Source organism: Flaviramulus sp. BrNp1-15 (assembly GCF_022259695.1).
GTDB lineage: Bacteria > Bacteroidota > Bacteroidia > Flavobacteriales > Flavobacteriaceae > BrNp1-15.
Window position 1 is genome coordinate 1,509,112 of record NZ_CP092099.1, and the last position, 18,627, is coordinate 1,527,738.

The 18,627-nt window shown below is 36.7% G+C and carries 4 protein-coding genes; 3 read left to right on the plus strand and 1 reads right to left on the minus strand.

Features of this window, described 5'->3' with window-relative positions:
- Nucleotides 1–57 precede the first annotated feature (57 nt).
- The gene (locus MBM09_RS06790) at nucleotides 58–11,211 is read right to left on the minus strand and encodes a M14 family zinc carboxypeptidase (RefSeq protein ID WP_238676094.1); all 11,154 of its coding nucleotides are present in this window, start codon (nucleotides 11,209–11,211) and stop codon (nucleotides 58–60) included.
- 435 nt (nucleotides 11,212–11,646) lie between these two features.
- Between MBM09_RS06790 and MBM09_RS06795 the strand changes: the two genes are divergently transcribed.
- From MBM09_RS06795 to MBM09_RS06805, 3 genes are all read left to right on the plus strand, one after another.
- Complete coding sequence (locus MBM09_RS06795; protein WP_238676095.1) at nucleotides 11,647–14,775, plus strand: TonB-dependent receptor; 3,129 nt, start codon at nucleotides 11,647–11,649, stop codon at nucleotides 14,773–14,775.
- Nucleotides 14,776–14,785: 10 nt separating this feature from the next.
- Nucleotides 14,786–16,708, plus strand: coding sequence for a RagB/SusD family nutrient uptake outer membrane protein (locus MBM09_RS06800; RefSeq protein WP_238676096.1), 1,923 nt, complete (start codon nucleotides 14,786–14,788; stop codon nucleotides 16,706–16,708).
- A gap of 115 nt (nucleotides 16,709–16,823) precedes the next feature.
- On the plus strand, nucleotides 16,824–18,617 hold the full coding sequence (locus MBM09_RS06805) for a hypothetical protein (protein WP_238676097.1): 1,794 nt from the start codon (nucleotides 16,824–16,826) through the stop codon (nucleotides 18,615–18,617).
- The last annotated feature ends 10 nt before the right edge of the window (nucleotides 18,618–18,627 follow it).

Consider the following 18,627-nt stretch of genomic DNA (forward strand, 5'->3'; position numbering starts at 1 on the left):
GCTAAGTAATAAAACTTAACTCTTTTTTACAGGTTGATTGGTTAAATAAGCAACTTCTTAGAATTTTATTAATCTTTTAATAATACTAGCTCCATTTTCCTTATTAATAATTTTAAATAAATATGGAGCTTGTTCTAGCCTGTTTAATCCAGATACATTTATTGAACTGTTAATACTAGAATATTGGTTATCAAATACTAACCTTCCATTTAAATCAAATATTTTGATATCAAAATCACTATTATTAAAACTCATAGGAAGTTTAATATTAATCATATCATTAAATGGGTTAGGAGTTATTGAAATATTTCTAATGTCAAATTCATCAATTGTTAAAGTACTAGCTTCAACTGTAACTGTTGCATTACAAGTAGTAATATTTCCGTTATTATCATCTACTGTTAAAATTACATTAACATCTCCAATATCACTAGTTGTGAAATCTGTTTGGCTAGCACTTAAACTTATAGTGCCACAAGAATCATTTGATCCTCCATCTATATCACTAGGCACTATACTAGCATTACCAGTACCATCTAATTGTATGGTTATGTTTTGGCAAATAGCTACCGGATCTGTCGTATCATCAACAATCACATTTTGATCAGCCGTAACGACATTACCATTACCATCATCAAAGGACCAAGTTACCACGGTGGTACCTTGAGCAGTGATAGGGAAGGTTACATTAGGAGTACCGTTAATCGTTCCCGCACAGTTATCTGTAGTAGTTGGTGTTGCAGGAGTACCTAAACATTCTCCAACGTTTACATCACTAAGTGTAGGTATAGCCGGATCTGTCGTATCATCGTAGTTATATGTTTGGTCTACATCTACCGTATTACCGTTTCCATCATCGAAAGTCCAAGTAATTACGGTACTGCTACCTTCTACAAAACTCAATGTGCCAGTTGTTGTACCAGTGATAGTTCCTGCACAGTTATCAGTTGTTGTAGGCGCGGTTAAAGTTCCGTTACAGTCTACAGTTACTGCAGCCAGTGTAGGCGCAACAGGCGCGGTGGTATCATCGTAGTTATATGTTTGGTCTACATCTACCGTATTACCGTTTCCATCATCGAAAGTCCAAGTAATTACAGTACTGCTACCTTCTACAAAACTCAATGTGCCAGTTGTTGTACCAGTGATAGTTCCTGCACAGTTATCAGTTGTTGTAGGTGCGGTTAAAGTTCCGTTACAGTCTACAGTTACTGCAGCCAGTGTAGGCGCAACAGGCGCGGTGGTATCATCGTAGTTATATGTTTGGTCTACATCTACCGTATTACCGTTTCCATCATCGAAAGTCCAAGTAATTACAGTACTGCTACCTTCTACAAAACTCAATGTGCCAGTTGTTGTACCAGTGATAGTTCCTGCACAGTTATCAGTTGTTGTAGGTGCGGTTAAAGTTCCGTTACAGTCTACAGTTACTGCAGCCAGTGTAGGCGCAACAGGCGCGGTGGTATCATCGTAGTTATATGTTTGGTCTACATCTACCGTATTACCGTTTCCATCATCGAAAGTCCAAGTAATTACAGTACTGCTACCTTCTACAAAACTCAATGTGCCAGTTGTTGTACCAGTGATAGTTCCTGCACAGTTATCAGTTGTTGTAGGTGCGGTTAAAGTTCCGTTACAGTCTACAGTTACTGCAGCCAGTGTAGGCGCAACAGGCGCGGTGGTATCATCGTAGTTATATGTTTGGTCTACATCTACCGTATTACCGTTTCCATCATCGAAAGTCCAAGTAATTACAGTACTGCTACCTTCTACAAAACTCAATGTGCCAGTTGTTGTACCAGTGATAGTTCCTGCACAGTTATCAGTTGTTGTAGGTGCGGTTAAAGTTCCGTTACAGTCTACAGTTACTGCAGCCAGTGTAGGCGCAACAGGCGCGGTGGTATCATCGTAGTTATATGTTTGGTCTACATCTACCGTATTACCGTTTCCATCATCGAAAGTCCAAGTAATTACGGTACTGCTACCTTCTACAAAACTCAATGTGCCAGTTGTTGTACCAGTGATAGTTCCTGCACAGTTATCAGTTGTTGTAGGTGCGGTTAAAGTTCCGTTACAGTCTACAGTTACTGCAGCCAGTGTAGGCGCAACAGGCGCGGTGGTATCATCGTAGTTATATGTTTGGTCTACATCTACCGTATTACCGTTTCCATCATCGAAAGTCCAAGTAATTACAGTACTGCTACCTTCTACAAAACTCAATGTGCCAGTTGTTGTACCAGTGATAGTTCCTGCACAGTTATCAGTTGTTGTAGGTGCGGTTAAAGTTCCGTTACAGTCTACAGTTACTGCAGCCAGTGTAGGCGCAACAGGCGCGGTGGTATCATCGTAGTTATATGTTTGGTCTACATCTACCGTATTACCGTTTCCATCATCGAAAGTCCAAGTAATTACAGTACTGCTACCTTCTACAAAACTCAATGTGCCAGTTGTTGTACCAGTGATAGTTCCTGCACAGTTATCAGTTGTTGTAGGTGCGGTTAAAGTTCCGTTACAGTCTACAGTTACTGCAGCCAGTGTAGGCGCAACAGGCGCGGTGGTATCATCGTAGTTATATGTTTGGTCTACATCTACCGTATTACCGTTTCCATCATCGAAAGTCCAAGTAATTACAGTACTGCTACCTTCTACAAAACTCAATGTGCCAGTTGTTGTACCAGTGATAGTTCCTGCACAGTTATCAGTTGTTGTAGGTGCGGTTAAAGTTCCGTTACAGTCTACAGTTACTGCAGCCAGTGTAGGCGCAACAGGCGCGGTGGTATCATCGTAGTTATATGTTTGGTCTACATCTACCGTATTACCGTTTCCATCATCGAAAGTCCAAGTAATTACAGTACTGCTACCTTCTACAAAACTCAATGTGCCAGTTGTTGTACCAGTGATAGTTCCTGCACAGTTATCAGTTGTTGTAGGTGCGGTTAAAGTTCCGTTACAGTCTACAGTTACTGCAGCCAGTGTAGGCGCAACAGGCGCGGTGGTATCATCGTAGTTATATGTTTGGTCTACATCTACCGTATTACCGTTTCCATCATCGAAAGTCCAAGTAATTACAGTACTGCTACCTTCTACAAAACTCAATGTGCCAGTTGTTGTACCAGTGATAGTTCCTGCACAGTTATCAGTTGTTGTAGGTGCGGTTAAAGTTCCGTTACAGTCTACAGTTACTGCAGCCAGTGTAGGCGCAACAGGCGCGGTGGTATCATCGTAGTTATATGTTTGGTCTACATCTACCGTATTACCGTTTCCATCATCGAAAGTCCAAGTAATTACAGTACTGCTACCTTCTACAAAACTCAATGTGCCAGTTGTTGTACCAGTGATAGTTCCTGCACAGTTATCAGTTGTTGTAGGTGCGGTTAAAGTTCCGTTACAGTCTACAGTTACTGCAGCCAGTGTAGGCGCAACAGGCGCGGTGGTATCATCGTAGTTATATGTTTGGTCTACATCTACCGTATTACCGTTTCCATCATCGAAAGTCCAAGTAATTACAGTACTGCTACCTTCTACAAAACTCAATGTGCCAGTTGTTGTACCAGTGATAGTTCCTGCACAGTTATCAGTTGTTGTAGGTGCGGTTAAAGTTCCGTTACAGTCTACAGTTACTGCAGCCAGTGTAGGCGCAACAGGCGCGGTGGTATCATCGTAGTTATATGTTTGGTCTACATCTACCGTATTACCGTTTCCATCATCGAAAGTCCAAGTAATTACAGTACTGCTACCTTCTACAAAACTCAATGTGCCAGTTGTTGTACCAGTGATAGTTCCTGCACAGTTATCAGTTGTTGTAGGTGCGGTTAAAGTTCCGTTACAGTCTACAGTTACTGCAGCCAGTGTAGGCGCAACAGGCGCGGTGGTATCATCGTAGTTATATGTTTGGTCTACATCTACCGTATTACCGTTTCCATCATCGAAAGTCCAAGTAATTACAGTACTGCTACCTTCTACAAAACTCAATGTGCCAGTTGTTGTACCAGTGATAGTTCCTGCACAGTTATCAGTTGTTGTAGGTGCGGTTAAAGTTCCGTTACAGTCTACAGTTACTGCAGCCAGTGTAGGCGCAACAGGCGCGGTGGTATCATCGTAGTTATATGTTTGGTCTACATCTACCGTATTACCGTTTCCATCATCGAAAGTCCAAGTAATTACAGTACTGCTACCTTCTACAAAACTCAATGTGCCAGTTGTTGTACCAGTGATAGTTCCTGCACAGTTATCAGTTGTTGTAGGTGCGGTTAAAGTTCCGTTACAGTCTACAGTTACTGCAGCCAGTGTAGGCGCAACAGGCGCGGTGGTATCATCGTAGTTATATGTTTGGTCTACATCTACCGTATTACCGTTTCCATCATCGAAAGTCCAAGTAATTACAGTACTGCTACCTTCTACAAAACTCAATGTGCCAGTTGTTGTACCAGTGATAGTTCCTGCACAGTTATCAGTTGTTGTAGGTGCGGTTAAAGTTCCGTTACAGTCTACAGTTACTGCAGCCAGTGTAGGCGCAACAGGCGCGGTGGTATCATCGTAGTTATATGTTTGGTCTACATCTACCGTATTACCGTTTCCATCATCGAAAGTCCAAGTAATTACAGTACTGCTACCTTCTACAAAACTCAATGTGCCAGTTGTTGTACCAGTGATAGTTCCTGCACAGTTATCAGTTGTTGTAGGTGCGGTTAAAGTTCCGTTACAGTCTACAGTTACTGCAGCCAGTGTAGGCGCAACAGGCGCGGTGGTATCATCGTAGTTATATGTTTGGTCTACATCTACCGTATTACCGTTTCCATCATCGAAAGTCCAAGTAATTACAGTACTGCTACCTTCTACAAAACTCAATGTGCCAGTTGTTGTACCAGTGATAGTTCCTGCACAGTTATCAGTTGTTGTAGGTGCGGTTAAAGTTCCGTTACAGTCTACAGTTACTGCAGCCAGTGTAGGCGCAACAGGCGCGGTGGTATCATCGTAGTTATATGTTTGGTCTACATCTACCGTATTACCGTTTCCATCATCGAAAGTCCAAGTAATTACAGTACTGCTACCTTCTACAAAACTCAATGTGCCAGTTGTTGTACCAGTGATAGTTCCTGCACAGTTATCAGTTGTTGTAGGTGCGGTTAAAGTTCCGTTACAGTCTACAGTTACTGCAGCCAGTGTAGGCGCAACAGGCGCGGTGGTATCATCGTAGTTATATGTTTGGTCTACATCTACCGTATTACCGTTTCCATCATCGAAAGTCCAAGTAATTACAGTACTGCTACCTTCTACAAAACTCAATGTGCCAGTTGTTGTACCAGTGATAGTTCCTGCACAGTTATCAGTTGTTGTAGGTGCGGTTAAAGTTCCGTTACAGTCTACAGTTACTGCAGCCAGTGTAGGCGCAACAGGCGCGGTGGTATCATCGTAGTTATATGTTTGGTCTACATCTACCGTATTACCGTTTCCATCATCGAAAGTCCAAGTAATTACAGTACTGCTACCTTCTACAAAACTCAATGTGCCAGTTGTTGTACCAGTGATAGTTCCTGCACAGTTATCAGTTGTTGTAGGTGCGGTTAAAGTTCCGTTACAGTCTACAGTTACTGCAGCCAGTGTAGGCGCAACAGGCGCGGTGGTATCATCGTAGTTATATGTTTGGTCTACATCTACCGTATTACCGTTTCCATCATCGAAAGTCCAAGTAATTACAGTACTGCTACCTTCTACAAAACTCAATGTGCCAGTTGTTGTACCAGTGATAGTTCCTGCACAGTTATCAGTTGTTGTAGGTGCGGTTAAAGTTCCGTTACAGTCTACAGTTACTGCAGCCAGTGTAGGCGCAACAGGCGCGGTGGTATCATCGTAGTTATATGTTTGGTCTACATCTACCGTATTACCGTTTCCATCATCGAAAGTCCAAGTAATTACAGTACTGCTACCTTCTACAAAACTCAATGTGCCAGTTGTTGTACCAGTGATAGTTCCTGCACAGTTATCAGTTGTTGTAGGTGCGGTTAAAGTTCCGTTACAGTCTACAGTTACTGCAGCCAGTGTAGGCGCAACAGGCGCGGTGGTATCATCGTAGTTATATGTTTGGTCTACATCTACCGTATTACCGTTTCCATCATCGAAAGTCCAAGTAATTACAGTACTGCTACCTTCTACAAAACTCAATGTGCCAGTTGTTGTACCAGTGATAGTTCCTGCACAGTTATCAGTTGTTGTAGGTGCGGTTAAAGTTCCGTTACAGTCTACAGTTACTGCAGCCAGTGTAGGCGCAACAGGCGCGGTGGTATCATCGTAGTTATATGTTTGGTCTACATCTACCGTATTACCGTTTCCATCATCGAAAGTCCAAGTAATTACAGTACTGCTACCTTCTACAAAACTCAATGTGCCAGTTGTTGTACCAGTGATAGTTCCTGCACAGTTATCAGTTGTTGTAGGTGCGGTTAAAGTTCCGTTACAGTCTACAGTTACTGCAGCCAGTGTAGGCGCAACAGGCGCGGTGGTATCATCGTAGTTATATGTTTGGTCTACATCTACCGTATTACCGTTTCCATCATCGAAAGTCCAAGTAATTACGGTACTGCTACCTTCTACAAAACTCAATGTGCCAGTTGTTGTACCAGTGATAGTTCCTGCACAGTTATCAGTTGTTGTAGGTGCGGTTAAAGTTCCGTTACAGTCTACAGTTACTGCAGCCAGTGTAGGCGCAACAGGCGCGGTGGTATCATCGTAGTTATATGTTTGGTCTACATCTACCGTATTACCGTTTCCATCATCGAAAGTCCAAGTAATTACAGTACTGCTACCTTCTACAAAACTCAATGTGCCAGTTGTTGTACCAGTGATAGTTCCTGCACAGTTATCAGTTGTTGTAGGTGCGGTTAAAGTTCCGTTACAGTCTACAGTTACTGCAGCCAGTGTAGGCGCAACAGGCGCGGTGGTATCATCGTAGTTATATGTTTGGTCTACATCTACCGTATTACCGTTTCCATCATCGAAAGTCCAAGTAATTACAGTACTGCTACCTTCTACAAAACTCAATGTGCCAGTTGTTGTACCAGTGATAGTTCCTGCACAGTTATCAGTTGTTGTAGGTGCGGTTAAAGTTCCGTTACAGTCTACAGTTACTGCAGCCAGTGTAGGCGCAACAGGCGCGGTGGTATCATCGTAGTTATATGTTTGGTCTACATCTACCGTATTACCGTTTCCATCATCGAAAGTCCAAGTAATTACGGTACTGCTACCTTCTACAAAACTCAATGTGCCAGTTGTTGTACCAGTGATAGTTCCTGCACAGTTATCAGTTGTTGTAGGTGCGGTTAAAGTTCCGTTACAGTCTACAGTTACTGCAGCCAGTGTAGGCGCAACAGGCGCGGTGGTATCATCGTAGTTATATGTTTGGTCTACATCTACCGTATTACCGTTTCCATCATCGAAAGTCCAAGTAATTACGGTACTGCTACCTTCTACAAAACTCAATGTGCCAGTTGTTGTACCAGTGATAGTTCCTGCACAGTTATCAGTTGTTGTAGGTGCGGTTAAAGTTCCGTTACAGTCTACAGTTACTGCAGCCAGTGTAGGCGCAACAGGCGCGGTGGTATCATCGTAGTTATATGTTTGGTCTACATCTACCGTATTACCGTTTCCATCATCGAAAGTCCAAGTAATTACAGTACTGCTACCTTCTACAAAACTCAATGTGCCAGTTGTTGTACCAGTGATAGTTCCTGCACAGTTATCAGTTGTTGTAGGTGCGGTTAAAGTTCCGTTACAGTCTACAGTTACTGCAGCCAGTGTAGGCGCAGTAGGAGCAAGGTTATCAATAACAGTTACAACAGCAATACAAGTATTAGTATTTCCAGGGTCTCCTGGGTCAGTAGCTGTTAGTGTTACATTATTTGTTCCTATATCTGAACATGTAAAACTTGAAATATCAATTGATAAGTCACCTACACTACTACCGCTATCAACATCTGCTGCAACAATAGTTATGTTACCAGTAGCATCTAATATGGCATTTATATTTTGACATGAAGCAATAGGTGTAAATCCACCAGCAACATCAGCAGTTAAATTAATATTATCTATAGAGATATCACTAGTGTAGTCAGAACCGGTAAGGCCATGGAATCGTAATTTTATCGTTTGTCCATTATAAGCAGATAAATCAATAGGTTCAGTTATCCAAGAATCTGCATTGGCATTTTGAGTAGGGTGATTTCCAGTTCTACTAAATAAAGGTGTATAATTAGTGCCATTATCTGTGCTTACTTCTAAAGATAACGTTCCCATATTTGTTCCAAACATATGAAAATCAAATTCTAATTGCGCATTTTCATAACCACTCAAATCAAAACATGGGCTTAATAAATAGGCTATTTTATTATTCGCTGTACCGGAAGATTCAGTGTATAGATAAAAAGTTCCATCAGAAGCAGTGCTGGGACCAGTAGTATTTGCTGGATTTCCACCTGTGTTTGATGGTGTTAATCCAGAAAATCTAGTCCAATCAATTTCATCTGAAGTACCTTGACTCCAATCACCTAAATTGGTTTCAAAACTTTCAGAATATGGAAACGTTGAAATTGTTGTTCCAGTACAAACAACTTCTGTAACTTCAAATGATTCTGTTACATTTGCTGCGGCTAAATAATTTGAATCTCCAGCTTGACTTGCTTGTACTACTACTGTACCAACTGCTCCTGTAAGTGAGATTGTATTGCCTATTATTGTTGCAGGACCAGAAACTATCGTATAAGTAATAGGTAAACCTGAATCTGAGGTTGCATTTACAGTAAAGTCTGGACTAATTGTAAATTTGTCATGAATTGGCTCAAATGATATGGTTTGCCCTAAATTAGAATCAAGAGAGATAACTTTAAAATCATCAAAATAAAATCCATCAAAACCAGTAGTTAAGTCATCTTCTCTATTATCTGCATCTGTGGCAAATTTGAATCTTAAGCGTACATTGCCTTCTCCTAAAAATGCAGAATTATTAGCATCATTAATATAAATTTCTTCCATCACCCATTTATCCATTGAATCACCGTCATAAACTGTTGTTCCATTAGAAGATTGAAATGTTTGTGTGCTTTTGGTTAAATGGAAATTAGTTAATGATGTAGCAGCAGGCTTATTGTATCTACCACAAAGAGCAGTCCAAGTACTTCCATTAGTACTAGCTTCTAGTTGTACTAAATCAAAATTACGTTCTAAATCCCATTTAGTATAAAATTGAATTACAACAGCATTTGATGATGATAAGTTTATTGGATTAGTTGCGGTGTCTAATGTTAAGTATTTTTCTTCATTGTTACTGTAAGTTCCAGAAGGAGTAGATGTTATTGCTGTGGAACCCGAATAAGCATCTAGAGTTGTTGTGCTCCATGAACCACCAGAAGTTGTGCCAGATACATTCCAATTTGATAGACCATCAGTATCAGGATTATCTTCAAAAATTACAGTTGGTTGGTAGTATTTTACAATATTGGCTCTATAAATTATAAAATCGTCATTACTTAAAGTAACCTGAAATTCAATTTCATCATTAGGTTGTATACCTCCATTTAAAACAAAAGGAACAGATAGATTTCTTTGCTCTAATTTTGTCCAACTCGTTTGAACAGCAGGTGATGTTAAAGAAGAAATATTAGAAACTGGTGTAACGGTTAATGTAATATCATTATAAGTTTTACCAAGATATTCTATACCAAATTCTAAATTTCCACTAAGTGTATTTATGTTACTTGGGTTTAAGTCGTGTAATTTTGCAAATTTACCAGAATGCATTACAGATAAAAGATTCATACGTAAAGCTCGTCTAGCAATTTCTGTAATTAAAGTTGGAGTTGGCCAAAAATCATCTCCATTTTCTGGAGCAAAAGCCAGTACATCTTTACCCGAACCAGAATTACCAGCAACAAGTGGTCCACCAAGCATCCAATCATTTACATCTCCATTAGCTTCATATAACGTATTAGGTGCAGAACCGTAAATATATCTGTTGTATTGTGTTAGATCATGACATATTTTAGCATATTCATCTTCTCTACCAGAATCTGTAGCAGAAGCATCACCATTATATGAAGAAGTTACAATAGAGTTTAGCCCACCATGATGGTTAACAGCAACTTTTATGTCATGGTTAAGAATGAAATCTTGTACAATTTGAGTTTCTGGTTCAGAACCAGCTGAAGGACCTCTATATGTGTTACTACTGGCTGTGGGTGAAGACCCAGTATTGTCCCATCCCCAATAATAATTAAAGTTTCTGTTTAAATCAACCCCTCTTACATTGTTGTTTGTATTAGTTGTGCCATTATCGGCTGTTCCGGGTCTTAAGTTTTTACGTTGTAAACCACCACCGCTCGGTTGAATAATTTCATTCCATAAATAACCATCTGGATTACTAATAGGCATAACATAAATTTCTTGATTATCTACAATATTTTTTATGTAAGGATCTCTATCATAATTTTCAAGAATATACCACATAAAATATATAGTATTCATTACCGAACTAATTTCACGTGCATGCATAGCGCCTGTAATTAAAGTTTCCGGTTCGTTAGCTTCATCAATATCTGGATTATCTGATATTCTTACATAGTATATAGTTTGTCCTGCCCAAGTTGTTCCTGTAGTGTTACCATGGGTTGTTTGATTTGTTGAAGAAGCATCTTTTATTACAGAAATAATATTAGGATATTTTTCTTGCATTAAAGCTAATTCATCTAGGGTTTCCTGTAAAGTTAATCCACCACCCATACTTCCTAATTTGAAATTTTGTGGTACTGCCCAATTTATTTCACTACACTCATCATATTGTGCAGGGTTGTCTATAATTAAGTCTTTAACACTTAAAGTTTTTTGTGAAAGTGATTGTGCTTTAAGGAGATCTAATTCGGATTTTGCTTTTGGTAATTCGATGTCATTTCGCCTTTTATAATAAGCCGATAAATCATCTATAATAACATTATAATTAATATTTAACTTTTTAATGTCTTGAATTTCTTTGTATGTTAATTCAAGTTCAAGATTATTATTAACAAATTTCCCACCACAAGTAAGATCAATACCAGATTTTTTAATCTTGAGTAGAACGTCTTGAGTTGGGTTTAATATTGAAATCTTTTTCGAAGTTTGTGTGTCTTGTGAAAAAGATAATTGTACTATTAGAAAAAATATAGCACCTAAGAGAGTAATTTTTTTCATTTTGATTTGGGCTTTTAATGAATTTTTACTTGGCTAATATAGAATATTATTTTAGAAAACTCCATGAAATGCACAAAAATCCGACGAAATACACAATAAATTTTTAAAATTATATATAATTTACTGAAAATCAGTTTATTGATATTATATTCTGTTGAAAGCAATTTCTTGCATTAAATTGTGTTTCTTACTTTTTCTCTACTATTTATAAATGCATTACTACATTATTTTAGTTGTAAATCAATTCTAAAGTTGTTATTTGTGAGTGAATTTTACCATTAAATTAATGTTCATATAAAATTTTAAATAAAACCTATGCAACCGGTTGCGTAATTAAAATATTATTTATATTATTGTATTATGCTAATTAAAACATTTTAGAATTCTTTAAAATAACTCAATAAAGGATTGCTTAAATTTTAAACTAAACTAATTATGACAAAAAACTTACTATTAAAAAAAGAGTATAAAGCCTCTTGGTTTTATGGTTTTATACTACTATTACTTTTTTCAGTTAGTGCAAATGCACAAGATGTTACTGTGAATGGTAAAGTTACAGATGCTAGTGGTTTACCCTTGCCGGGGGTAAATGTAATTGTACAAAACACTACTAACGGTGTTTCTACAGATTTCGATGGCTTGTATTCAATTAATGCTCCCTCTAATGCAGTATTAGAATTTAGTTATCTAGGTTATATTAATCAATCAATATCTGTGAATGGTAGATCAACTATTAATGTTGCTCTGCAAGAAGATATTTCTCAACTTGATGAAGTTGTAGTAATTGGTTATGGTACTCAAACAAAAGAATCTGTTACAGGTTCGGTGGTTTCTATAAAAGGAGATGACTTAACTCAAGTACAAACAGGTAACTTCCAGCAAGCCCTTCAAGGACGAGCAGCTGGTGTTAATATTTCCACAACAAGTACTAGACCTGGTGCTGCGCCAGAAATTCGTATTCGTGGTGTACGTTCTATATCTGCAGAAAATGATCCTTTAATTGTACTTAATGGTATTCCTTTTTCTGGTGGACTAAGTGATATCAATCCAAATGATATTGCAAGTCTAGATATATTGAAGGATGCATCTGCTACAGCAATTTATGGTTCTAGAGGAGCAAACGGTGTTATTATCATAACTACAAAATCTGGTTCAAAAGGACAAAAAGCAAAGATTTCTTATAATACTTATTATGCTACAAAAGAAGTTTTTTCTAAATACCCCATGATGAATGCAGCTCAACTTATACAATTGCGTGCTGATGTTGCTGCAAACAATAATGGAGTTCCTCTTTTTAATATGGGAGGTGATGAAGCTCTTTCAAATGATACAGATTGGCAAGACTTACTATTTGGTACAGGTTTACAAACAGCACATGATATAAGTGTGCAAGGAGGAACTGAAAAAGGTACTTATAATGTAGGAATGGGATATTTTAAAGAAACGTCTGTTGTGCCAGGAGATTCTTTTGATAGATATTCATTGCGAGCTCAAATTGACCAAGAAGTGGGAGAATTATTCCGTTTCGGTTTAAATTCGGTAACTAATTATAACAAAGCTAGTAGTACCGTTGGTATTGGAGGTGTATTATCTGCATCACCACTATTGAGTCCATATGATTCAAGCGGTAATTTTCTTGAGTCTGTCCGTCTTCAAACTGAAGCTGATGACCAGTGGATTCCTACTAGAAATGAAATTAATAGAATAGGGAAAGGTAGAGCAAATGAGCAATTAGATTTTGGTACATACAATAATATTTATGGAGAAGTTAAAATACCTTGGATAGAAGGATTGAAATATAGACTTAATATTGGTTTAAATTTCCGTTCTAGTAGAGATGGTAATTTTACAGGACAAGGGGTATTTAACTATAATCCACTAAATCCTTCATCAGCAAGTTATGACAGTTCCATTACAAGAGATTATGTAATTGAAAACCAATTAATTTTTGACAGAACATTTGCTGATAAGCACAAAGTTAATTTTGTTGGGTTATATTCATCGCAAAATACTAAATTTGATAATATAGGTATAGGTGCTCAAAATATTCCAAATGAATTATCCTTATGGTATAATATAGACTCGGCTCTTTCTGAAGATATTACGAGGTATGGAACTGGGTATTCTGAAACTGGATTATTATCTGTGATGGGTAGAGTTCTTTACCAGTATGATAATCGTTATTTATTTACTGCTACATTACGTTCTGATGGTTCGTCAAGGTTAGCTCCAGGTAATAAATGGGTTACATATCCTGCATTGTCTGTAGGATGGAATATAGGTAATGAAGCCTTTATGGAAAATGTAGATTGGGTAAACTTACTTAAATTACGTGCAGGTTATGGAGAAACTTCAAATCAAGCGATAACTCCATATTCAACTCTGGGTAGATTGGGAACTGTAAACTATAATTATGGAAGTACTTTTACTAATGGTTTTTTTGTAGATCAAGTGCCTAATCCATCCTTAGGATGGGAGTTTTCAGAAACATATAACTATGGTCTTGATTTTGGATTGTTTAATAATCGCTTATCAGGTACTGTAGAATATTATATTACCAAAACAAATGATATATTACTAAATGAAGGACTTCCTACTACTGCCGGGGTAAATTTTGTAACTAAAAATATTGGTAATACAGAAAACAAAGGTCTTGAAATAGCACTTAATGGTACCATTATAGACAATCCAGATGGTTTTACATGGGATGTTGGTGTTAATTTTTATACCAATGAAAATAAGATTACTGCTTTGTCTTCAGGAGTAGAGCGAGATGAAAATAATCTTTGGTTTGTTGGTTCACCAATTAATGTTATATATGATTATGATAGAATGGGGCTTTGGAATGAATCTGATCCAGATTTTCAATATCTACAAACTTATGAGCCAGGAGGTAATGCAGGTATGATTAAGGTACGTTATACAGGAGATTTTAATACAGATGGTTCTCCAACAAGAGCTATAGGTCAAGAAGATAGAATTATAATAGACCCTACACCTGATTTTCAAGGTGGTTTTAATACCCGTTTGGCATATAAAGATTTTGATTTAAGTATGGTAGGCGCATTTCAAAGTGGTGGTACTCTTGTTAGTACTTTATACTCATCAAATGGCTATATTAATTTACTTACTGGTAGAAGAAATAATGTAGATGTAGATTACTGGACACCAACAAATACTGGAGCCAAATACCCGGCTCCTGGTGGCTTACAAAGTGGTGATAATCAAAAATATGCAAGTACTTTAGGCTATTTTGATGCCTCATATTTAAAGGTACGTGCCATAACTTTGGGTTATAATTTTAATCAAGATGTTATAAGAAATGCTGGATTTGATCAACTTCGTCTTTATGCAACTGTACAGAATCCATTTGTATTATTTTCACCATTTCATGATGAGTCTGGTATGGATCCAGAAACTAACTCGGGAGTTGATGCTAATAATAATAACGTTCGTCAAAACTCAGCTACAGATACTAATACTATATCTATAGGAATACCGACAATTGGAACTAATGTTCCAACAACAAGAAACTTTATGCTTGGATTAAACGTAACATTTTAAAATAATTATAATGAGAAGGATTAAAATAAAAAGTATATCAATAGCAATGCTTTCTATTGCATTGTGTTTAGGCTCTTGTTCAAAAGACATATTAGAAGAGGAACCAAGAGGAGTTTTTACTCCAGATTTTTTCACAACCGAACTAGGTGTTCAAGGAGGATTAACCTATTTGTATCAAAATTTAAGAAATATATATGGATTTGCTTATTTTATGAGTACATCAGAAACAGGAACTGACGAATACGCTCCTGCACAAAGTGCCAATAATAACTTTTATGATTTGGACTTTGCTGGACAAGGTAATTTAAGCTCAGAAAGTGGGTTCATAATAAGTAGACCTTGGGATGCAGCTTTCCCTGCTGTTAATACAGCTAGTGGTATAATTGAAAATGCAGAAGCTGTAGGTCTTGACAATTCTCTAATTGGTGAGGCTAGATTTTTCCGTGCTTTCTATTATTTCTTGTTAGTACAAACTTATGGTGGTGTACCACTAGATTTAGGTTCAGGCGAATTAGCGTTTAACCAATCAACAATTAAAACGTCTGTTCGTAATACAGTACCAGAGGTATACACTAAAGCTATATTTCCTGATTTGAGAGCTGCGGTTAACGATGTGCCCGATGGACAACGATTAACAGGTGCAGTAACTAAAAATGTAGCGAGACTGTTTTTGGCAAAAGCTTATTTAACTTATGCATGGTGGTTAGAGAACCCTAATGGTATCCCAACTTATCCAGATACACCAAGAACTGATCCAGATGGTAATAATGCTTCATACTATTATCAACAAGCTTATGATATGGCTGTTGCAGGTATTAATAACCCTGGACCATATTCTTTACAGGAATATTTTTATGATGTACATGTTGCAACCAACGATCGTCATAACGAAATGATGATGTATGCAGATCGTACAGAAGAAAGCCAAATTTATAACGAAGCAGATTTAGGATGGAGTGGTACAGATAACACTGCCAATACAGCTGTTTGGATGGTAACATCTAACTACACCACTATTAGTGTTGATGGTGTTGCAGCAGTGCAACGTGAAGCTGCGCAAAGTTATGGAAGACCTTGGACACGTATGGCTCCAACTATTAATGTCTTTACTGAAACTTTTGCAGAAAAAGATTTAGATTCTCGTTATGATGGTACATTTGTAACTAGCTACAGAGGTAACTGGGATAAAGGCGGAGACACAACACCAACTTTAACAGCTGCTAATGGTATGGAAATTGCTCCAGGTGATGCTGTTGTTTCATTCTTAGACGATTATAATCCTGCGGTTGATTATAGTGTAAACGGTGGTAATATTGGTGGTGGCCAAATACCTGGAAGATCTGATTATGTTATCAACTTAAATGAAATTAATAGAAGATTTTATCCAGGTTTATGGAAATTAGGAACATATCGTACCGATAATGCAGGTGGTTTAGGTTCGCCAAATGGTGCATTGACACGTCCTTTCCCAATAGCTAAATTTTCAGAACTATACTTAGTAGCCGCTGAAGCTGCTGTTAAAGGTGCATCTGGTAGTTATACAGCCCGTGATTTAGTAAATGTTCTTCGTGCCCGTGCTGGTAGATGGCGTTTTGATAATGGTGAACAACAAGAACGTATGGAAGATAATAGTGCTGCAATGATAGCAGCAACGCCTGCTGTTATTGATATAGACTATATTTTAGCTGAACGTTCACGTGAGTTTTTTGGAGAAGGTTACCGTTGGTACGATTTGGTTCGTACTCAAAAATGGAACGAATTAGCAGGGTCTTATGAAATAGCAGGCGATGCTGCTACAGATCATGCTCCAACAGTAACAAATAGAGATATTCAACCACATCATTATTTAAGACCAATACCCTTAGGTCAAATAGATGCTATGGAAGCCTCTGAAGCTGATAAAGCAGCTTACCAGAACCCTGGTTATCAATAAAATTTGAGTTAGTTTTTTAATTATATTAACTGCCTAAAGTTTTAAAAAGCTTCAGGCAGTTTTTTATTGTAACCTATATACATTTGAAATAAGTATAAAATATTTTAAATCAGCTATGAAAAAGAAAATTATTTTTAAGCTAATTGCTATTTCCATCCCCTTTATAATCATCTTTATTTTAGAAACCATATTAAGAATTGCTAGTTATGGTGAAGATTATCAGCTATTTCATAGAATACCAATAGATAACAAACCTGATTATCTAGTTATGAATAAGAATATGGCAAAAAAATATTTTAAAGACAGTGATTTACGTTCTGATAATCAATCTGACTTATTTTTAAAAACAAAGACAGATAGTACATTTAGAGTTTTTGTACAAGGAGCATCAACAGTAGTAGGTTTTCCTTTTTACAAAGGTGGTTCATTTCCAAGAATGCTAAAGCATAGACTATCTCTAACATTTCCCAATAAAAATATAGAAGTTATAAATACAGGAATGACTGCTGTTAACTCATACACTCTTCTAGATTTGACGGATGATATTATAGAGCAAAAACCAGACTTAGTTATTATTTATGCAGGACACAATGAATTTTATGGAGCTTTAGGTGTTGGTTCATCAATTTCTTATGGTTCATATCCAACAATAATACGCTCGTATCTTACTCTTAAAAAATTACGTTTTTTCCAACTTTTAGAAAATACTTATTATAAAATTGCTAGTTCAAGTTTTCAAAAACCCTCTGAGAGATCAACAACTTTAATGGAAGTTATGGCTAAAGAGCAACAAATTCCATTTAATTCTGAAGTTTATTTAGATGGTATCAATCAATATAAAAATAATTTAAGAAAAGTCTTATCAAAATACAATAGACATGATATACCCGTAATTTTATCGACTGTTGTAAGTAATGAAAAAGATATTATTCCTTTTATAAGTGAAGCTATTCCTAATATAAATGAATTTAATGAAGCATTAGAACAAGAAAAACCTGAAGCTAAAAAAATAGCACAAAATAATGCTCATGCGGCTTACAGTCTGGGTACATTTTATTTAGAAAAAAACAGAGATACAGCAAAAAAATATTTACATCTTGCAAAGGAACAAGATCTTTTAAGATTTAGAGCACCAGAAAAAATTAATGAATCAATTGCAGAATTATCCAAAGAATATAATACATCATTAGTAGATATGAAATCTATTTTTGAAAGGCATTCTAAAAATGGAATTGTTGGCAATGAATTAATGACAGAACATGTACATCCCAATATAAAAGGACAGTTTTTAATGGCTGATGCTTTTTATAACAAAATAAAAGATTTAAAATTATTGAACAATTGGAATAATTATATTCCTTACGAAGAAGCCATACAAGATATTCCTGTTTCTCAAATCGATTCTATTCAAGGAATATTAGTTATAAATAAATTAAAAAAATCATGGCCTTATAATATTAATTATATAACTGTAGAAACAGACTCCACTATCAATAATAATCTTAAAGACAAATACACAGAAATAAAAATGGCGCAAGACATTAACCTAAATATTAGAAAATGGGATGATGCTATGGCTATAGCATATAAAATGTACGAAAGTGATGAAGATTATGAAAAAGCTTTAGATATAGCACAAACTTTAATTTTTGAATATCCAGAACAAGGTACAGTATATAAAATGGCTGGTGATATGTGTATGAAAATAGGAAACTATGAGAAAGCAGCATTTTATTATTTTAGATTTAATTATTTTGAAGAAAATAAAGAATCATCGGAAAAGCTAGCAACTGCTTACATTAAGCTGAATCAATTAAATGAAGCTAAAAAAGCCTTATCTAAAGCTGAAAAAAATGGTTTAGATGTATCTAGTCTAGCTGAATTAGTAGAAAAAGTAACTAAAAATTAGTACCAATAAA